Origin of the sequence: Pseudokineococcus sp. 1T1Z-3, assembly GCF_037482365.1 — a bacterium.
In the GTDB taxonomy this organism is placed as follows: domain Bacteria; phylum Actinomycetota; class Actinomycetes; order Actinomycetales; family Quadrisphaeraceae; genus Pseudokineococcus.
Map to the genome: position 1 here is coordinate 447,270 of NZ_JBBHZF010000026.1, position 15,049 is coordinate 462,318.

Consider the following 15,049-nt stretch of genomic DNA (forward strand, 5'->3'; position numbering starts at 1 on the left):
TCGCGCCCGCCCCCGCCCGCCCCGCGCACCGTGCCGGGGCGCCGCGGGGGCTCGGCGCGGCGGGCGCCCCGCAGCACCGCACCGCCCGACCGACAGCCCGAGGAGCCCGCCATCAGCACCGCCGACACCGCCACCCCTGCCTCTCCCGGCGAGGACGTCACCGTCGAGGACGCCGCCCAGGCGCGGCAGGAGCATGCCGTCGACCACGCCGCCGGCGCGCCGGCCGAGGTGACGCTGGACTCCTCGGCGACCCCCGGCCCCGGCTACGACACCGCGGCGGCGCGCGTCGCCGCGGCCGGCGAGGCCGTGCTGGAGGCCACGCGCGGCGAGCGCCCCCGCTCCTTCGACCCCGCCGACTTCCCGGTGCCGACGGGGCGGGAGGAGGTCTGGCGCTTCACGCCGCTGGACCGCCTCGGCGGGCTGCTGGCGGACGCCGAGGTCGACGAGGGCGCCCGTGACGTCGTCGTGCAGGCCCCGGAGGCCGTCACCGTCGGCACGCTGGCCCGCGGCGAGAGGCCGCGAGGCGCCGCGCTCGTGCCCGAGGACCGCGCCGCCGCGCTGGCCGACGTCGCCGCCACCGAGGCCACGCACGTGCGGGTCCCCCGCGAGGTCGAGCTGGACGAGCCCGTGCACGTGTCGGTCGTCGGCCACGCCGGGCGTCGCGGCGCCGGGCACCTGGTCGTCGAGGCCGAGCGGCACGCCCGCGGCGTGGTCGTCGTCGAGCACACCGGCGGCGGGACGCACGCCGACGCGGTCGAGGTCGTCGTCGGGGACGGCGCCGACCTCACGGTCGTCAGCCTGCAGCTGTGGGACGACGACGCCGTCCACGTCTCCCAGCAGGAGGCCCGCCTCGGCCGGGACGCGCGCTACCGCCACATCGCGGTGACGCTCGGCGGCTCGGTCGTGCGGCTGTCCGCGACCTCTCGCTACGACGGCCCGGGCGGCCAGGCCGAGATGCTCGGCGTGTACTTCGCCGACTCCGGCCAGCACCTGGAGCACCGCTCCTTCGTCGACCACGCCCAGCCCCGCTGCTCCAGCGACGTCCGCTACAAGGGCGCCCTGCAGGGGGAGACGGCGCGGACGGTGTGGATCGGCGACGTCCTCATCCGCGCCGCGGCGGAGGGCACGGACACCTACGAGCTCAACCGCAACCTCGTGCTCACCGACGGCGCACGCGCCGACTCGGTGCCCAACCTGGAGATCGAGACCGGGGACATCGAGGGCGCCGGCCACGCCAGCGCCACGGGCCGCTTCGACGACGAGCAGCTGTTCTACCTGCGCTCGCGCGGCATCCCCGAGGAGGTGGCCCGGCGCCTGGTGGTGCGGGGCTTCTTCGCCGACGTCGTCGCGCGCATCGGCGTGCCGTCGGTGACCGAGCGCGTGATGACGGCCATCGAGGCCGAGCTGGACCTGTCGGTCGGCCCCGTCACCGGCAGCGCCGCGGTGGCCGACGCCGCCGCCGGGCCCGCGCTGGTCGGCGCCCCATGAGCCTCGTCCGCGTCCTCGGCGCGGGCGAGCTGGAGCCCGGCTCGCTGCGGGCCCTGGACGTCGCCGGCGCCGACGGCACCCTGCTCCCGGTCGTCGTCGTGCGCGACGAGGACGGCGGGTACCACGCCGTCGCCGACGAGTGCAGCCACCAGGCCGTGCTGCTGTCCGACGGCGAGGACGACGCCGTCGAGGGCTGCGCGGTCGAGTGCTGGCTGCACGGCTCGCGCTTCGACCTGCGGACCGGCAAGCCCTCGGGCCTGCCGGCGACCCGACCCCTGCCGGTCTACCGGCTGGAGGTCGACGGCGACGACGTCCTCGTCGACGTCGACGTCCGCCAGGACGTCGCGGCCTGACGCGACGTCCCGCGACACCTGCCAGACCAGACCAGACCTGACCGACCCGACCGACAAGACCTGGGCGCTGCGCCGGCGCCCGTCCAAGGAGAGCTGAGCGCCATGGCCACCCTCGAGATCCGCGACCTGCACGTGAGCGTCGACACCGACGGCGAGCCCACGGAGATCCTCCGCGGCGTCGACCTGACGGTCGACTCCGGCCAGACCCACGCCATCATGGGCCCCAACGGCTCGGGCAAGTCGACCCTGGCCTACTCCATCGCGGGGCACCCGAAGTACACCGTGACCGGCGGCACCGTCACCCTCGACGGCGAGGACGTCCTCGCCATGAGCGTGGACGAGCGCGCCCGCGCGGGGCTCTTCCTCGCCATGCAGTACCCCGTCGAGGTCCCCGGCGTCACCGTCTCGAACTTCCTGCGCACCGCCAAGACGGCGCTGGACGGGGAGGCGCCCGCGCTGCGGCACTGGGTCAAGGACGTCCGCACGGCCATGGCCGACCTGAAGATGGACCCGTCCTTCGCCGAGCGGAACGTCAACGAGGGCTTCTCCGGCGGGGAGAAGAAGCGCCACGAGATCCTGCAGATGCAGCTGCTCGCGCCGAAGTTCGCCGTCCTCGACGAGACGGACTCCGGGCTCGACGTCGACGCGCTGAAGATCGTGTCCGAGGGCGTCAACACCGTGCGCGAGAGCGGCGAGGTGGGCGTGCTGCTCATCACGCACTACACGCGCATCCTCAAGTACGTGCGCCCCGACGTCGTCCACGTCTTCGTCGCCGGACGCGTCGCCGAGACCGGCGGTCCCGAGCTGGCCGAGGAGCTCGAGGAGAACGGCTACGACCGCTTCGTCGCGGCCGTCCCCGCCTGAGCCGGCCCCGCCCCCCTCCGCACCTGCCCCGGGAGTGAGCATGAGCACGAGCCCGACCTCGACGTCCACCGACGACGCCGCCCCCACCGCGCCCTCGGGCGCGGCGACCGGTCCGACCCCGGCGCAGGTCGTCGAGGTCGAGGAGGCGCTGCGGGACGTCGTCGACCCCGAGCTGGGCGTCAACATCGTCGACCTCGGCCTCGTCTACGGCCTGTCCGTCGACGAGGCCAACCACGCCGTCGTCGACATGACGCTGACCTCGGCGGCGTGCCCGCTGACCGACGTCATCGAGGACCAGACCGCCGCGGCGCTCGCCGACGTCGTCGCCGGGCACAGCATCAACTGGGTCTGGATGCCGCCGTGGGGCCCGGAGAAGATCACCGACGACGGTCGCGAGCAGCTGCGGGCGCTCGGCTTCAACATCTGAGCAGGCGCGGCCACCGGGACGCGCTCACCCGGGACGCCCTGGTCCCGGTGGGGCGGGTCCCCGGCTGGCTGCAGCGCTTCGCGGCCTCCCACGGCGGGGTCACCGTCGTCGCGGGAGCCGGCGGAGCGGTGCACCTGGCCGCGCCCGACGGCACGCAGGCCTTCTGGCGCTGCCCCGGTCGTGACCTGGCCGGGGGAGCTCCGGCGGGCTCGCCGTTGCAGGCCGAGGACGTGCTCGACCGGCTGCTGCTCCCGCGGGTGGCGCTCGTGCTGCTGCTGCGGCGGGGTGGGGCGGTCGCGGGGGTGGTCGCCGTCGACCGCGACGGGAGCCAGGTGCTCGACGCACGGGTCCGGGTGGCGCGTGTGCAGGCCCGGACGGCCGCGGGCGGCTGGAGCCAGCAGCGTTTCGCCCGGCGACGGGCCGGGCAGGCCGCGGGCCTGGTCCGGGACGCCGCCGCGAGCGCCGCGACCGTCTGGGCACCGCACACCGGCCGCGCCGACCTGCTGGCCGTCGGCGGGGACCGCGAGCTGTGCGCCGCGGCGCTCGCCGCCCTGCCGGCGTCCGTGGCGGGCGCCGCGAACCTGGTCCGCCAGGACCTCGCGCTGACGGCCGACCCGCGCCGCCGGGTGCTCGACGACCTCGCCCGCGACGTCGGCGGCCTCCACGTCCGGGTGCAGGACCCGCCGCGCGGCTGAGCGCGGCGAGGCCAGCCCCGCACGTCCCAGCCCCGCACGTCCCGGCCCCGCACGTCCCGGCCCCGCATGTCTCGGCCCCGTACGTCCGTACCCTTGACCCGCCACCGCCGGCCGCCCGAGCGGCGGCGGCGCACCACCTGGAAGGCCTGCCCCCGTGATCACTGCCTCCGACGTCGAGCTGCGCGCCGGCGCCCGCCTCCTGCTCGGCGGCGCCACCTTCCGCGTCGGCCCGGGGGACCGGGTGGGCCTCGTCGGCCGCAACGGCGCCGGCAAGACGACGCTGACGAGGGCGCTCGCGGGGGAGACCCAGCCGGCCGGCGGCTCGATCAGCCGCAACGCGCCCGTCGGCTACCTGCCGCAGGACCCGCGCGTCGGGGACCCGGAGGTGCTGGCCCGCGACCGGATCCTCGCCGTCCGCGGGCTCGACCGGATCGTCGCGGGTCTGCGCACCGCCGAGATCGGCATGGCCAGCGAGGACGACGCCGTCCGCGAGAAGGCGATGAACCGGTGGGCGCGCCTGGACGCCGACTTCACGGCCCAGGGCGGCTACACCGCCGAGAGCGAGGCGGCCGCCATCGCAGCCAACCTGGCGCTGCCCCCGCGGGTGCTCGACCAGCCGCTCAAGACGCTCTCGGGCGGGCAGCGCCGGCGCGTCGAGCTGGCGCGCGTTCTCTTCTCCGGCGCCGAGACGCTGCTGCTCGACGAGCCGACCAACCACCTGGACGCGGACTCGATCAGCTGGCTGCGCGACCACCTGGCCCGGCACTCGGGCGGGCTCGTCGTCATCAGCCACGACGTCGAGCTGCTGGAGGACGTCGTCACGAAGGTCTTCCACCTCGACGCCAACCGCTCCGTCGTCGACGTCTACAACGTCGGCTGGAAGGCCTACCTGGCCGCGCGGGCGACGGACGAGAAGCGCCGGCAGCGCGAGCGCGCCAACGCCGAGAAGAAGGCGGCGACGCTCAACGCCCAGGCCGACAAGATGCGGGCGAAGGCGACCAAGGCGGTCGCGGCGCAGAACATGGCCAAGCGTGCCGAGCGGCTCGTGGAGGGGCTCGAGGCCGTGCGGGCGCAGGACAAGGTCGCCAAGCTGCGCTTCCCCGAGCCGGCCGCCTGCGGGAGGACCCCGGTGACGGCGGAGGACCTGTCGAAGAGCTACGGCTCGCTGGAGGTCTTCACCGGTGTCGACCTCGCCGTCGACCGGGGCAGCCGCGTCGTCGTCCTGGGGCTCAACGGGGCCGGCAAGACGACGCTGCTGCGGATGCTCGCGGGCCTGGAGCCGAGCGACGGCGACGGCCGGGTCGTCCCCGGCCACGGGCTGCGGCTGGGCTACTACGCCCAGGAGCACGAGACGCTCGACCCCGGCCGCACCGTGTTGGAGAACATGCGCTCGGCGGCACCGGACCTGGGCGACACCGAGGTGCGCAACGTGCTGGGCTCGTTCCTCTTCTCCGGCGACGACGCGGGCAAGCCCGTCTCGGTGCTCTCCGGCGGTGAGAAGACGCGCCTCGCGCTCGCGACGCTCGTCGTCTCGGCCGCCAACGTGCTGCTGCTCGACGAGCCGACGAACAACCTCGACCCGGCCTCGCGCGAGGAGGTGCTCTCGGCGCTGCGTCGCTACGCCGGCGCCGTGGTCCTCGTCACCCACGACGAGGGCGCCGTCGAGGCGCTGGAGCCCGAGCGCGTCGTCGTCCTGCCCGACGGCACCGAGGACCTGTGGAACCCCTCGTACGCCGAGCTGGTGCAGCTGGCGTAGCGCGACCGGTCGAGGGTCAGGACGCGCGAACCTCGCCGTGGGGCGATGATCTGCTCAGGGCAGACAGCGGGGAGACCGCGGGGGACGCCGAGGAGGACAGCCGTGGCCAGCACGACCGACGAGCAGGACCGGGGGACGGGCGACGCCGAGGCACCAGGACGGCGACGTCCGGGTCGTCGGCTCACCGAGCAGGAGCGTTCGGCGCTCGTCGAGAGGGTGGCGCCGCGGTACACCGGTGGCGCGAGCATCCGGCAGATCGCCGCCGAGGAGGGGCTCTCCTACGGCTTCGTGCACCGGCTGCTGTCCGAGAGCGACGTCGAGCTGCGCGGGCGCGGGGGCAGCACCCGCCGGGCCGCGGCGTCCTGAGACCTCCGCGCGACCTCGTCCCGGCGGCCCCGGCCGGTGACGTCGCGACCCGGGGGCAGACCGACGGCACCGGGCGATGAGCCACGGCTACACCTCCTGGCAGACGCTGCGGGGCTTCACGCGCGACCGCTCGGTCACCACGCAGGGCCGCAGGTCTGACACCTGGCGGCGGATCGGCGGGCTCGCCCGGCCCTACCGCCGCCAGCTGGCCGCCTTCCTGGCGCTCGTCGTGCTCAGCTCGGCCGCGGCGATCGCGACGCCGCTGCTGCTCGGCGCCATCGTCAACGCGGTCACCGACCAGGACCGCGGGCTCGTCCTGGCCCTCGCGGGCGTCGTCGGCGCCCTCGCGCTCGTCGAGGGCGCCATCACCCTGGCGCAGCGCTGGTACTCCTCGCGCATCGGCGAGGGCCTCATCTACGACCTGCGGACCGCCGTCTTCGCGCACGTGCAGCGCCAGCCGATCTCCTTCTTCACCCGCGCGCAGACCGGCGCCCTCGTCACCCGCCTGAACAGCGACGTCAACGGCGCGCAGCAGGCCTTCACCTCGACGCTGCAGCAGGTCGTCTCCAACGCCGTCCTGCTCGTCCTCGCCGGCGCCGTGGTCCTCAGCCAGGCGCCCGTGCTCCTGCTCGGGGTGGCGGTGCTGCTGCCGCTCTTCTGGGTCCCGGCACGCCGGGTCGGCAAGCGGCTCTCGGGCCTGACCCGCCGGTCGATGGAGCTCAACGCCGACATGGGCAACCGGATGACGGAGCGCTTCAACGTCTCCGGCGCGCTGCTCGTCACCCTCTTCGGCCGGCCCGCCGAGGAGGACGCTCAGTTCCGTGAGCGCGCCGACCGGGTGCGCGGGATCGGCGTCTCCATCGCCATGTCCAACCGGGTCTTCTTCACGGCCCTGACGACCGTGACGGCGCTCGCCACCGCGCTCGTCTACGGCGTCGGTGGACTGCTGGCCCTGGGCGGGCAGCTGGGCGTCGGTGACGTCGTCGCCCTCGCCGCGATCATGGCGCGGGTGTACGGGCCCATCACGAGCCTGGCCAACGTGCGCGTCGACGTCATGAGCGCCCTGGTGAGCTTCGAGCGGGTCTTCGAGGTGCTCGACCTGCGCTCGCCGCTCACCGAGGCCGACGACGCCGTCGACCTGCCGCCCGGACCGCTCGACGTCCGGCTGGACGACGTCACCTTCGCCTACCCGCGCGCCGCCGACGGGCTGACGTCGCTGGACGGCGCGGCGCCCGGGTCGCTGTCGGACCTGCTGGAGGAGCCCGACGCCGGCGCCGCGGCCGCCGCCGGGCCCGGCCCGCCCGACGGCCCGGCGCTGAGCGGGGTGGACCTGCACGTGCCGCCGGGGCGGATGCTCGCGCTCGTCGGGCCGAGCGGCGCCGGCAAGACGACGATCACGGCGCTCGTCGCGCGGCTGCACGACCCGCAGGAGGGGGCCGTCCGGGTCGGCGGGGTGGACCTGCGGGCGGCCCGCCTGGGGTCGGTGCACGACCGGGTCGGCGTCGTCACCCAGGACGCCCACCTCTTCCACGACACCGTGCGCGCCAACCTCCGCTACGCCCGGCCGTCGGCGACCGAGGCCGAGCTGTGGGACGCCCTGGGGGCGGCGCAGGCGGCCGAGGTCGTCCGCGAGCTGCCCGAGGGGCTCGACACCGTGGTCGGCGACCGCGGGCACCGCCTGTCCGGCGGGGAGAAGCAGCGCGTGGCGCTGGCCCGGCTGCTGCTCAAGGCGCCGGACGTCGTCGTGCTCGACGAGGCGACGGCGCACCTGGACTCCGCCTCGGAGGCGCTCGTGCAGAAGGCGCTGGAGACGGCGCTCGAGGGGCGCACGAGCCTGGTCATCGCGCACCGGCTCTCGACGGTCCGGGACGCCGACGAGATCGCCGTCGTCGAGGCGGGGCGGGTGGTCGAGCGCGGCACGCACGAGGAGCTGCTGGCGCGCGGCGGGCGGTACGAGGAGCTGCACCGCACTCAGCTGCGGGGCGCCCCCGGCGACGTCGCGGCGGCAGGTGGCCTCGCGTCGTAGCGCTCCCGGGCCTCGTGGACCTGCGTGATGTTGTCCTCGGCCCAGGACTTGAGTGCGGCCACGACGGAGAGGAGCGAAGCGCCGAGGTCGGTGAGCTCGTAGGTGACGGCGACCGGCGTGGTGGGGACGACCGCCCGGGTGACCAGGCCGTCGCGCTCCAGCCCGCGCAGGGTCTGGGTGAGCATCTTCGGGCTGACCCCGGCGACGGTGCGACGCAGCCCCGAGTAGCGAGCCGGGCCGTCGGAGAGGGCCTTGAGGAGGAGGACGACCCACTTGTCCGAGAGGGTCGCCAGCAGCTGCCGGCTCGGGCACGTCGCGAGGTAGGCGTCGTAGGCGACCTTCGCCTGCTGGCGGCGCTGGGCGGCCGTGGTCGTGGGCATGGGATCTCCCCTCGGCGAGCTCCTGGGCACCTGCGGGGTACCGGGGCACTCGCAGGTGCCTGCTACCCATCGGAGAGTAGCGCGGGCACGGTGGTCGACGACCGCTCCACCACCGAGCTCCCAGGAGGACCCGTGCGCGCCGTCGTCGTCACCACCCCCGGAGGACCTGAGGTCCTGCAGCTGGCCGACGTGCCCGACCTGCGCCCCGGCCCGGGCCAGGTCCTCGTCCGGGTCGAGGCGGCGGCGGTCAACCCCGTCGACCTGTTCACCCGCAGCGGCCAGGCCCACGAGGTGGGGTGGGTGACCAGGCCCACCGTCGGCCTCGGGTGGGACGTCGCCGGCGTCGTCGAGGAGCTCGGCGCAGGCGTCGGCGGAGACCTCGACGGGACCGGCGCGTCGGGCACCCCCTCGCTGCGGGTCGGGACACCCGTCGCCGGGCTGCACGCGGGCGTCGACAAGCCCGTCGGGGCCTACGCCGAGCATGTGCTGCTCGACGTCGGGGCGGTCGCCGAGCGTCCGGCCGGGCTGGACGCGGTCGCCGCGGCGACGGTCCCGCTCAACGCGACGACGGCGAGCCAGGCGCTCGACCTGCTCGGCCCGGCCGCCGGCCGGCGCCTGCTCGTGACGGGTGCGGTCGGCGCCGTCGGGGCGTACGCGGCGCAGCTCGCGGCCGAGCGGGGCTTCGACGTCACCGGCCTGGCCCGCGCGGGCGACGCGGCCTTCGTCGGCGGGCTGGGCGCAGAGCCCGCGGCGAGCCTCCCGTCGGCGCCGACCTACGACGCGGTGCTGGACGCCGCCGCCCTCGGCGACCCGGCGCTCGACGTCGTCGTCGACGGCGGCGCCTACGTCGGCGTCCTCCCGCCGGCGGTGCCCGAGCCGGTGCGCGCCACCACGACCACGGCCGTCATGGTGAGCCCGGACGTCGCCGTGCTGCGGCAGGTCCTCGCCCGGACCGCGGCGGGCGAGGTGCCCGCCCGGGTCGCGGCCACCCTGCCGCTCGCCGAGGCCGCCGAGTCGCACCGCCGGCTCGAGCGGGGCGGGTCGCGCGGGCGGGTCGTCCTCCTGCCCTGACGCGACCGGAGCGGCAGGCCCGCGCGGCCTACCGGTCGACCGCCGTCCTCCCGTGCCGCGTCTGGTCGTGGTGAGGCATCTCGTGGTGAGGCACCTCGACGACGGTCGTCTCGTGCTGGGCGGCGTCGAGGAGGGCGTCCTCCTCCTCCTCGGCGGTCGGCCGGCGCCGCGTGGGGCGCAGGTGGGTGCGCGGGCGCACGGCCCGGGCGCCGGTCGGCGTCCGCACCCGCACGGGCCCCGTCGAGGTGCTCGCGTCGTCGGGGGAGGGGGGTGGCGGGCCGCCGGCCGCTGCCTCCTCGCGCTCGGCGCGCAGGTCGGCGGCGTGCCGGCGGGCCACGACGCCGTAGCCGACGAAGCCGCCGAGGGCGAAGATCCACCACTGGAACGCGTAGGACAGGTGCGGGCCCGGGTCGACGGGCGGCGGCGGCAGGAGCGTCGGGGCGGGTGAGGTGGTCGGCTGCTCGCTGACCAGCTCGCCGTAGGCGGCGTCGACGAGCGACGCGTCGGCGGCGGCGAGGACCGGGGCGACGCAGCCGCTCGCGGCGATGGCGGTGAGGGCGACCGTCCTCGTCTGGCACGCCGGTGCCTGCCCGAAGGCGTCCTCGCCCGGGCGCAGGTGGACGACGAGCGTGACCTCACCGGTCGGGGGAGGGGGCACGTCCACGGAGCCGGCCTCGTCGCCGGCGGGAAGGAAGCCGCGGTCGACCAGCACGGCCGCCTCGCCACCTGCGAGCGGCTCGTCGAGCAGGAAGGGCACGAGGACGTGGAAGCCGTTGGTGCCCTCCAGCGGCCGCTGGCGCAGCAGCGTCGTCGCCCCGGTGAGGTACGCGCCGGTCAGCTCGACGGGCCGCCACTCGTCGTCGGCGCGGAAGGCGGTCCCGGGCGGCGGCACGAGCTCGCCGGCGGGGACCGGCGCCTGCGTGTAGTTCTCGACGACGAGCTGGTTGGCCTCCAGGCGGGCCAGGCGACGGTCCCACTGCCACAGGCCGAGGCCGACGCAGACGAGGGCGAACGCCACGGCGGCGGCCAGGCCCGTGAGCCAGCTGCGGGTCAGGAGGAAGCGCACGCGCTCAGGACCGTCCGCCGGTCAGCCCCGCCGCCGGGACGACGTCACGCAGGAAGCCGCGCACGTCGAGGTGGGTGGACAGACGCTCGCGGTGCTCGTCGCAGGCGAGCCAGGTCTTGCGGCGCTCGGGGGTGTGCAGGCGCGGGTTGTTCCAGCGCAGGCCCCACGCCGGCGCTGCGCGGCAGCCGCGAGCGCTGCAGACGAGCGGGGCCTGGTCGGCCCCCTGCTCCTGGCCGCGCTGGCCGCTCTGGTCGTGGTCGGCCGGTGGCGCCGGCCGTGCGCCGCTGCGGTCCTCCTCCACCGCCCCAGTGTCCACCCCGCGACGCGCGAGCACGTGGCGGGCTGCGTCGCGGGTCCCTCCCGGGACGCACGGCACTCCTGTGGGTCGTGGGTCGGGGGTCGCGGAGCCGTCGCGGCCCCTCCCGACCTCGGCTCAGGCGGCCCCGCGCCAGGGCTCGCCGTCCTGGCGCGCCTGCGACGGCGCGCCGGGCTCGCGCACCTCGCCGACCAGCGGCTCCTCGGACGTCGGGGCAGCCAGGGCCGGCTGGGCGACGGGCGTGACCTGCGTCGTCGTGGCCCGCACCGTCTCCCGGCCGGCGTTGGCCGCGAGGACGGCGAAGTAGGGCAGCACGATCGCCAGCACGAGGCACACCCACATCGCCCAGATGGAGAAGCTCGCGACGACGAGCGCGAGGACGAAGCACGCCGTCCGGATGCCCATCGAGACCATGTAGCGGCCGATGCGCTGCTGCTGGTGCTGCCGCTGGCCGACGGGCGCCGTCGTGATCCGCTGGACCTCCTCGTGCTGACGGCGTCCGCCGGAGGAGGACGCGGAGCCTCGCTGGCGGGGGGAGGAGGTCCCCGTGCTGCGGGCGCCGTCGGCGCTGGTGCTGGCCACGTCTCTACGGTACGTCGCGCGCGCGAGCAGGCGCGGGCGGGGAGGGGACGTGGGCGGGGGCTGCGGGAGCGCGCCGCAGGAGCCCGCCCGCCTCTGGCAAGCCGCAGCAGGGCGACGCGCCGCCGTGGGCGCAGAACGTCACGCCCCACGGGCGCTCGGGTAGCCTCCGCGCCGCGACGGCGGGTCGGTCGTGCAGGACGCCGGCGTCGGCGCCCGTGCCGAGCAGGCCGCCGCCAGACCCAGGAAGAACCGACCACCGAGGCGCCAGCCACCGAGGCGCCGCCCCGCCACTGCTCCCGCACCAGCCACTGCCGCGCCCTGCTCGCGGCCGACGTCCGGAGGACCCTCCCGTGCCCGAGCCCCGCAGCGTCCTGGTCACCGGGGGCAACCGCGGCATCGGTCGCGCCGTCGCGCAGGCCTTCCTCGCCGCGGGAGACAGGGTCGCCGTCACCACCCGCACCGGGGAGGCACCCGACGGCGCGCTGGGCGTGGCCTGCGACGTCCGGGACACGGCGTCGGTCGACGCCGCTTTCACCGAGGTCGAGGCGGCGCACGGCCCCGTGGAGGTGCTCGTCGCGAACGCCGGCATCACCAAGGACGGACTGGTGATGCGGATGAGCGAGCAGGACTTCACCGACGTCCTCGACACGAACCTCACCGGCGCCTTCCGGTGCGTCCAGCGGGCGACGAAGGGCTTCGTGCGGCTGCGGCGCGGGCGCGTCGTCCTGGTCTCCAGCGTCGTCGGCATGTACGGCTCGCCGGGCCAGGTGAACTACGCGGCGAGCAAGTCCGGCCTCGTCGGCATGGCCCGCTCGTTGACCCGCGAGCTCGGCGGGCGCGGCGTCACCGCCAACGTCGTCGCCCCCGGCTTCGTCGAGACGGACATGACCGCAGCCCTGCCCGAGCAGGTCCGCGCCGGGCACCTGGCGGCCATCCCGGCGGGCCGGCTCGCCCGGCCGGAAGAGGTCGCCGGCGTCTGCCTGTTCCTCGCCTCGCCCGAGGCGGCCTACGTCAGCGGCGCCGTCGTCCCCGTCGACGGCGGCCTCGGCATGGGGCACTGACCGCGGCCTCCACGACCCACGACCACCGACGGCGCACCACCACGTACGGCGACCACGACTGACGGCGCACCCTGACTGACGGCACCCTGGCTGTGGGCGCACCCTGACTGACGGCGCACCCTGACTGAGGGCGACCACCGGCACCACGAGAGGACGGACCACCCGCCATGGGGATCCTGGACGGCAAGCGGCTGCTCATCACGGGGGTCCTCACGGACGCCTCCATCGCCTTCCGCGTGGCGGAGACCGCCCAGCGCGAGGGGGCCAGCGTCGTCCTGACCTCCTTCGGGCGGCAGATGCGGATCACGCAGGCCATCGCACGGCGGCTGCCGGAGACGGCGCCGGTCATCGAGCTCGACGTCAGCAAGCAGGAGGACCTGGACGCCCTCGAGGGGCGCGTGCGCGAGCACGTCGACGGTCTCGACGGCGTCCTGCACTCCATCGGCTTCGCCCCGAAGGACGCCTTCGACTTCATGGGGGCCGGGTGGGACGACGTCGCGACGGCGCTGCAGATCTCCTCCTACAGCCTGAAGTCGCTCGCCGTGGCGACCCGGCCGCTGCTCTCCGGGGGCGGCAGCATCGTGGGGCTGACCTTCGACGCGAGCTTCGCCTGGCCGGTCTACGACTGGATGGGCGTGGCCAAGGCGGCGTTCGAGTCCGTCTCGCGCTACCTCGCCCGTGACCTCGGGCCGGAGGGCATCCGCTGCAACCTCGTCTCGGCCGGTCCGCTGCGGACGATGGCCGCGAAGTCCATCCCCGGGTTCGAGGCCTTCGAGAACAGCTGGCCCGAGCGCGCGCCCCTCGGCTGGGACCTCACCGACACCGGGCCCGCGGCTCGCGCCTGCGTGGCGCTGCTGTCGGACTGGTTCCCCGCGACGACGGGCGAGATCGTCCACGTCGACGGCGGCGTCCACGCGATGGGGAGCTGACCTGGCCACTCTCGTCGTCCTCCGCCACGCCCAGGCGGTCGCCGCCGGGGCGGGTCCCGACCACGCCCGCGTGCTGACCCCGACCGGCGAGGAGCAGGCCCGCGCCCTCGGCGAGGCGCTGCGCCGCCGCGGGCTCGTGCCCGACGTCGTCGTCACCTCCGACGCGGCGCGCACCCGGCGGACCACGGAGCTGGTCGTCGGCGGGGACGACTGGCCCGTCGAGGTCGACCCCGACGTGTACGAGGCCAGTCCTTCCCGCCTCGCCGCCGTCCTGGAGAACCGCGGCGCCGACGCGGGCGTCACGGTGCTCGTCTGCCACGAGCCGGGTGCCTCAGGCCTGGCCATCGCGCTGGCGGGCCCCTCGGCGGCCCCGGAGGCGCAGCGGCTCCGCGCGGAGGTCCTCAGCGGCCTCGGGACGGCGGAGGCGGCCGTCCTGCAGTGGGACGGCGACCTCGCCGAGTTGTCGCCGGCCGCCGCCCAGCTCGTCGACGTCGTCAGGCCCGACGAGACGACCTGACCGACGCGACCCGGCGGTCCCGCTGGTGCCCGACCCGTCGACGTCCCTGCTCCAGGACCCTCTGCGCGCTCCTCGCCGCGGCCCCTTGCCGCGATGTGACCTTGTCGGGACAGACGCGGTGGCCTCCCTCCGCGACGTGTGACCTTGTCGGGCGACGACGCCGGCGAGGTCACACGCCGCGGGGAAGGGGCCGCCACGCGTCCGCGACGAGGTCACACATCGGGGAAGGGGCCAGCCCCGGGGTGTCAGGGTCAGACGCCGACGAGGGGGACGAGCGCCGAGAGGTCGCGACGTCGCAGCACGACGTCTGCGGCCTCCACCAGCACGGGCCTCGCGCAGAAGGCGACGCCCGTCCCGGCTGCCCGGACCATCGCCAGGTCGTTGGCGCCGTCGCCCACCGCCACCGCCGCCTCCAGCGGCACCCCGTGGTCGGCGGCCAGACGCCGCAGGAAGGACTCCTTGGCGGCGGCGTCGACGACGTCGCCCTCGACCCGCCCCGTGAGCCGGCCCGCCGCGACCTCGAGCCGGTTGGCGCGGGTGTGCGGGACGCCGAGGGAGGCCGCCAACGGCTCGACGACCTCGGCGAAGCCGCCGGACACGACGCCGACGGGCACGCCGGCGCCCGCCAGCCTCCGGGCCATCACCTGCGCCCCGCGGGTGGGCACGACGTCGGCCAGCACCCCGGCCAGCACCGTGACGGGCAGCCCGGCCAGCAGCGCGACACGGCGGTGCAGGCTCTCGGCGAAGTCCACCTCCCCGCGCATCGCGGCGTCGGTGACCCGCGCGACCTCCGCCTCGACGCCGGCCCGCGCCGCGAGCATCTCGACGACCTCACCGGTGATGAGCGTCGAGTCGACGTCGAGGACGACGAGCCGGGGCAGACCTGACGCGCTCGCCGGGACGACGGCGACGTCGACCGCCCCCCCACCGTCGTCGCCGACCGTCCCGGGGCGGACGTCCGCGCCCCCGCCCTCGCGCCGGACGGCGCGCACGTCCCGGCGCAGGCGGGCGACGAGCTCCTCCTCGGCGTGGACGTCGTCCGTCGGCAGGAGCAGCTCGCCGACGGCCAGCGTCGCGCCGTCGCCCGCGTCGACCGACGCCTGAGCCGGCGACAGACGACCGCGCAGCTGCTCGACCGTCCGGTCGACGGCG

Annotated in this window: 17 protein-coding genes; 12 read left to right on the forward strand and 5 right to left on the reverse strand. The window is 76.0% G+C overall.

What is annotated here, in order from left to right:
- Positions 1-306: 306 nt before the first annotated feature.
- From sufD to WDV86_RS14175, 8 genes are all read left to right on the forward strand, one after another.
- Complete coding sequence (gene sufD / locus WDV86_RS14140; protein WP_445263103.1) at positions 307-1,488, forward strand: Fe-S cluster assembly protein SufD; 1,182 nt, start codon at positions 307-309, stop codon at positions 1,486-1,488.
- Positions 1,485-1,841 (forward strand): non-heme iron oxygenase ferredoxin subunit, encoded by a 357-nt coding sequence (locus WDV86_RS14145; protein ID WP_339568276.1) that lies wholly within the window; start codon positions 1,485-1,487, stop codon positions 1,839-1,841. Before sufD ends, WDV86_RS14145 begins: the two co-directional genes overlap by 4 nt.
- A 102-nt stretch (positions 1,842-1,943) precedes the next feature.
- Complete coding sequence (sufC, locus tag WDV86_RS14150; protein ID WP_339568277.1) at positions 1,944-2,705, forward strand: Fe-S cluster assembly ATPase SufC; 762 nt, start codon at positions 1,944-1,946, stop codon at positions 2,703-2,705.
- A 40-nt stretch (positions 2,706-2,745) separates the two neighbouring features.
- Positions 2,746-3,132 carry a metal-sulfur cluster assembly factor gene (locus WDV86_RS14155; protein ID WP_339568278.1) on the forward strand — a complete coding sequence of 129 codons (387 nt, stop codon included), beginning with the start codon at positions 2,746-2,748 and terminating at the stop codon, positions 3,130-3,132.
- Between the two features lie 47 nt (positions 3,133-3,179).
- Complete coding sequence (locus tag WDV86_RS14160) at positions 3,180-3,827, forward strand: acVLRF1 family peptidyl-tRNA hydrolase (RefSeq protein WP_339568279.1); 648 nt, start codon at positions 3,180-3,182, stop codon at positions 3,825-3,827.
- Between the two features lie 154 nt (positions 3,828-3,981).
- Positions 3,982-5,583 (forward strand): ABC-F family ATP-binding cassette domain-containing protein, encoded by a 1,602-nt coding sequence (locus WDV86_RS14165; protein WP_339568280.1) that lies wholly within the window; start codon positions 3,982-3,984, stop codon positions 5,581-5,583.
- A 102-nt stretch (positions 5,584-5,685) separates the two neighbouring features.
- Positions 5,686-5,949, forward strand: a complete 264-nt coding sequence (locus tag WDV86_RS14170) for a helix-turn-helix domain-containing protein (RefSeq protein WP_339568281.1) — start codon at positions 5,686-5,688, stop codon at positions 5,947-5,949.
- Positions 5,950-6,025: 76 nt separating this feature from the next.
- On the forward strand, positions 6,026-7,975 hold the full coding sequence (locus WDV86_RS14175; RefSeq protein WP_339568282.1) for an ABC transporter ATP-binding protein: 1,950 nt from the start codon (positions 6,026-6,028) through the stop codon (positions 7,973-7,975).
- On the opposite strand, the gene WDV86_RS14180 is transcribed toward WDV86_RS14175, so the two are convergent.
- Positions 7,921-8,355, reverse strand: a complete 435-nt coding sequence (locus WDV86_RS14180; RefSeq protein WP_339568283.1) for a winged helix-turn-helix transcriptional regulator — start codon at positions 8,353-8,355, stop codon at positions 7,921-7,923. The genes WDV86_RS14175 and WDV86_RS14180 overlap by 55 nt on opposite strands.
- A 132-nt stretch (positions 8,356-8,487) precedes the next feature.
- Here WDV86_RS14180 and WDV86_RS14185 point away from each other — a divergent pair, with 132 nt between their 5' ends.
- Positions 8,488-9,426, forward strand: coding sequence for an NADP-dependent oxidoreductase (locus WDV86_RS14185; RefSeq protein WP_339568284.1), 939 nt, complete (start codon positions 8,488-8,490; stop codon positions 9,424-9,426).
- Positions 9,427-9,454: 28 nt separating this feature from the next.
- On the opposite strand, the gene WDV86_RS14190 is transcribed toward WDV86_RS14185, so the two are convergent.
- The 3 genes from WDV86_RS14190 to WDV86_RS14200 form a co-directional block, all read right to left on the reverse strand.
- Entirely contained in the window at positions 9,455-10,492 is a 1,038-nt protein-coding gene (locus WDV86_RS14190) for an SURF1 family cytochrome oxidase biogenesis protein (RefSeq protein ID WP_339568285.1), read from the reverse strand.
- A gap of 4 nt (positions 10,493-10,496) precedes the next feature.
- Positions 10,497-10,793 (reverse strand): hypothetical protein, encoded by a 297-nt coding sequence (locus WDV86_RS14195; protein ID WP_339568286.1) that lies wholly within the window; start codon positions 10,791-10,793, stop codon positions 10,497-10,499.
- A 132-nt stretch (positions 10,794-10,925) separates the two neighbouring features.
- The gene (locus WDV86_RS14200; protein WP_339568287.1) at positions 10,926-11,390 is read right to left on the reverse strand and encodes a DUF3099 domain-containing protein; all 465 of its coding nucleotides are present in this window, start codon (positions 11,388-11,390) and stop codon (positions 10,926-10,928) included.
- Positions 11,391-11,740: 350 nt separating this feature from the next.
- On the opposite strand from WDV86_RS14200, the gene fabG reads away from it, so the two are divergent.
- The 3 genes from fabG to WDV86_RS14215 all read left to right on the forward strand — a co-directional run bounded on the left by fabG (position 11,741) and on the right by WDV86_RS14215 (position 13,897).
- Entirely contained in the window at positions 11,741-12,451 is a 711-nt protein-coding gene (gene fabG / locus WDV86_RS14205; RefSeq protein ID WP_339568288.1) for a 3-oxoacyl-ACP reductase FabG, read from the forward strand.
- A 167-nt stretch (positions 12,452-12,618) separates the two neighbouring features.
- Complete coding sequence (fabI, locus tag WDV86_RS14210) at positions 12,619-13,380, forward strand: enoyl-ACP reductase FabI (RefSeq protein ID WP_339568289.1); 762 nt, start codon at positions 12,619-12,621, stop codon at positions 13,378-13,380.
- Between the two features lies 1 nt (position 13,381).
- Entirely contained in the window at positions 13,382-13,897 is a 516-nt protein-coding gene (locus WDV86_RS14215; protein ID WP_339568579.1) for a SixA phosphatase family protein, read from the forward strand.
- Between the two features lie 251 nt (positions 13,898-14,148).
- Here WDV86_RS14215 and serB read toward each other — a convergent pair whose 3' ends face one another.
- Complete coding sequence (gene serB, locus WDV86_RS14220) at positions 14,149-14,889, reverse strand: phosphoserine phosphatase SerB (protein WP_339568290.1); 741 nt, start codon at positions 14,887-14,889, stop codon at positions 14,149-14,151.
- Positions 14,890-15,049: the final 160 nt, after the last annotated feature.

Coding starts and splice junctions, on each gene's coding strand:
- WDV86_RS14145 (WP_339568276.1), top strand. CDS start 1,485: ATGAGCCTCGTCCGCGTCCTCGGCGCGGGCGAGCTGGAGCCCGGCTCG.
- sufC (WP_339568277.1), top strand. CDS start 1,944: ATGGCCACCCTCGAGATCCGCGACCTGCACGTGAGCGTCGACACCGAC.
- WDV86_RS14155 (WP_339568278.1), top strand. CDS start 2,746: ATGAGCACGAGCCCGACCTCGACGTCCACCGACGACGCCGCCCCCACC.
- WDV86_RS14175 (WP_339568282.1), top strand. CDS start 6,026: ATGAGCCACGGCTACACCTCCTGGCAGACGCTGCGGGGCTTCACGCGC.
- WDV86_RS14180 (WP_339568283.1), bottom strand. CDS start 8,355: ATGCCCACGACCACGGCCGCCCAGCGCCGCCAGCAGGCGAAGGTCGCC.
- fabI (WP_339568289.1), top strand. CDS start 12,619: ATGGGGATCCTGGACGGCAAGCGGCTGCTCATCACGGGGGTCCTCACG.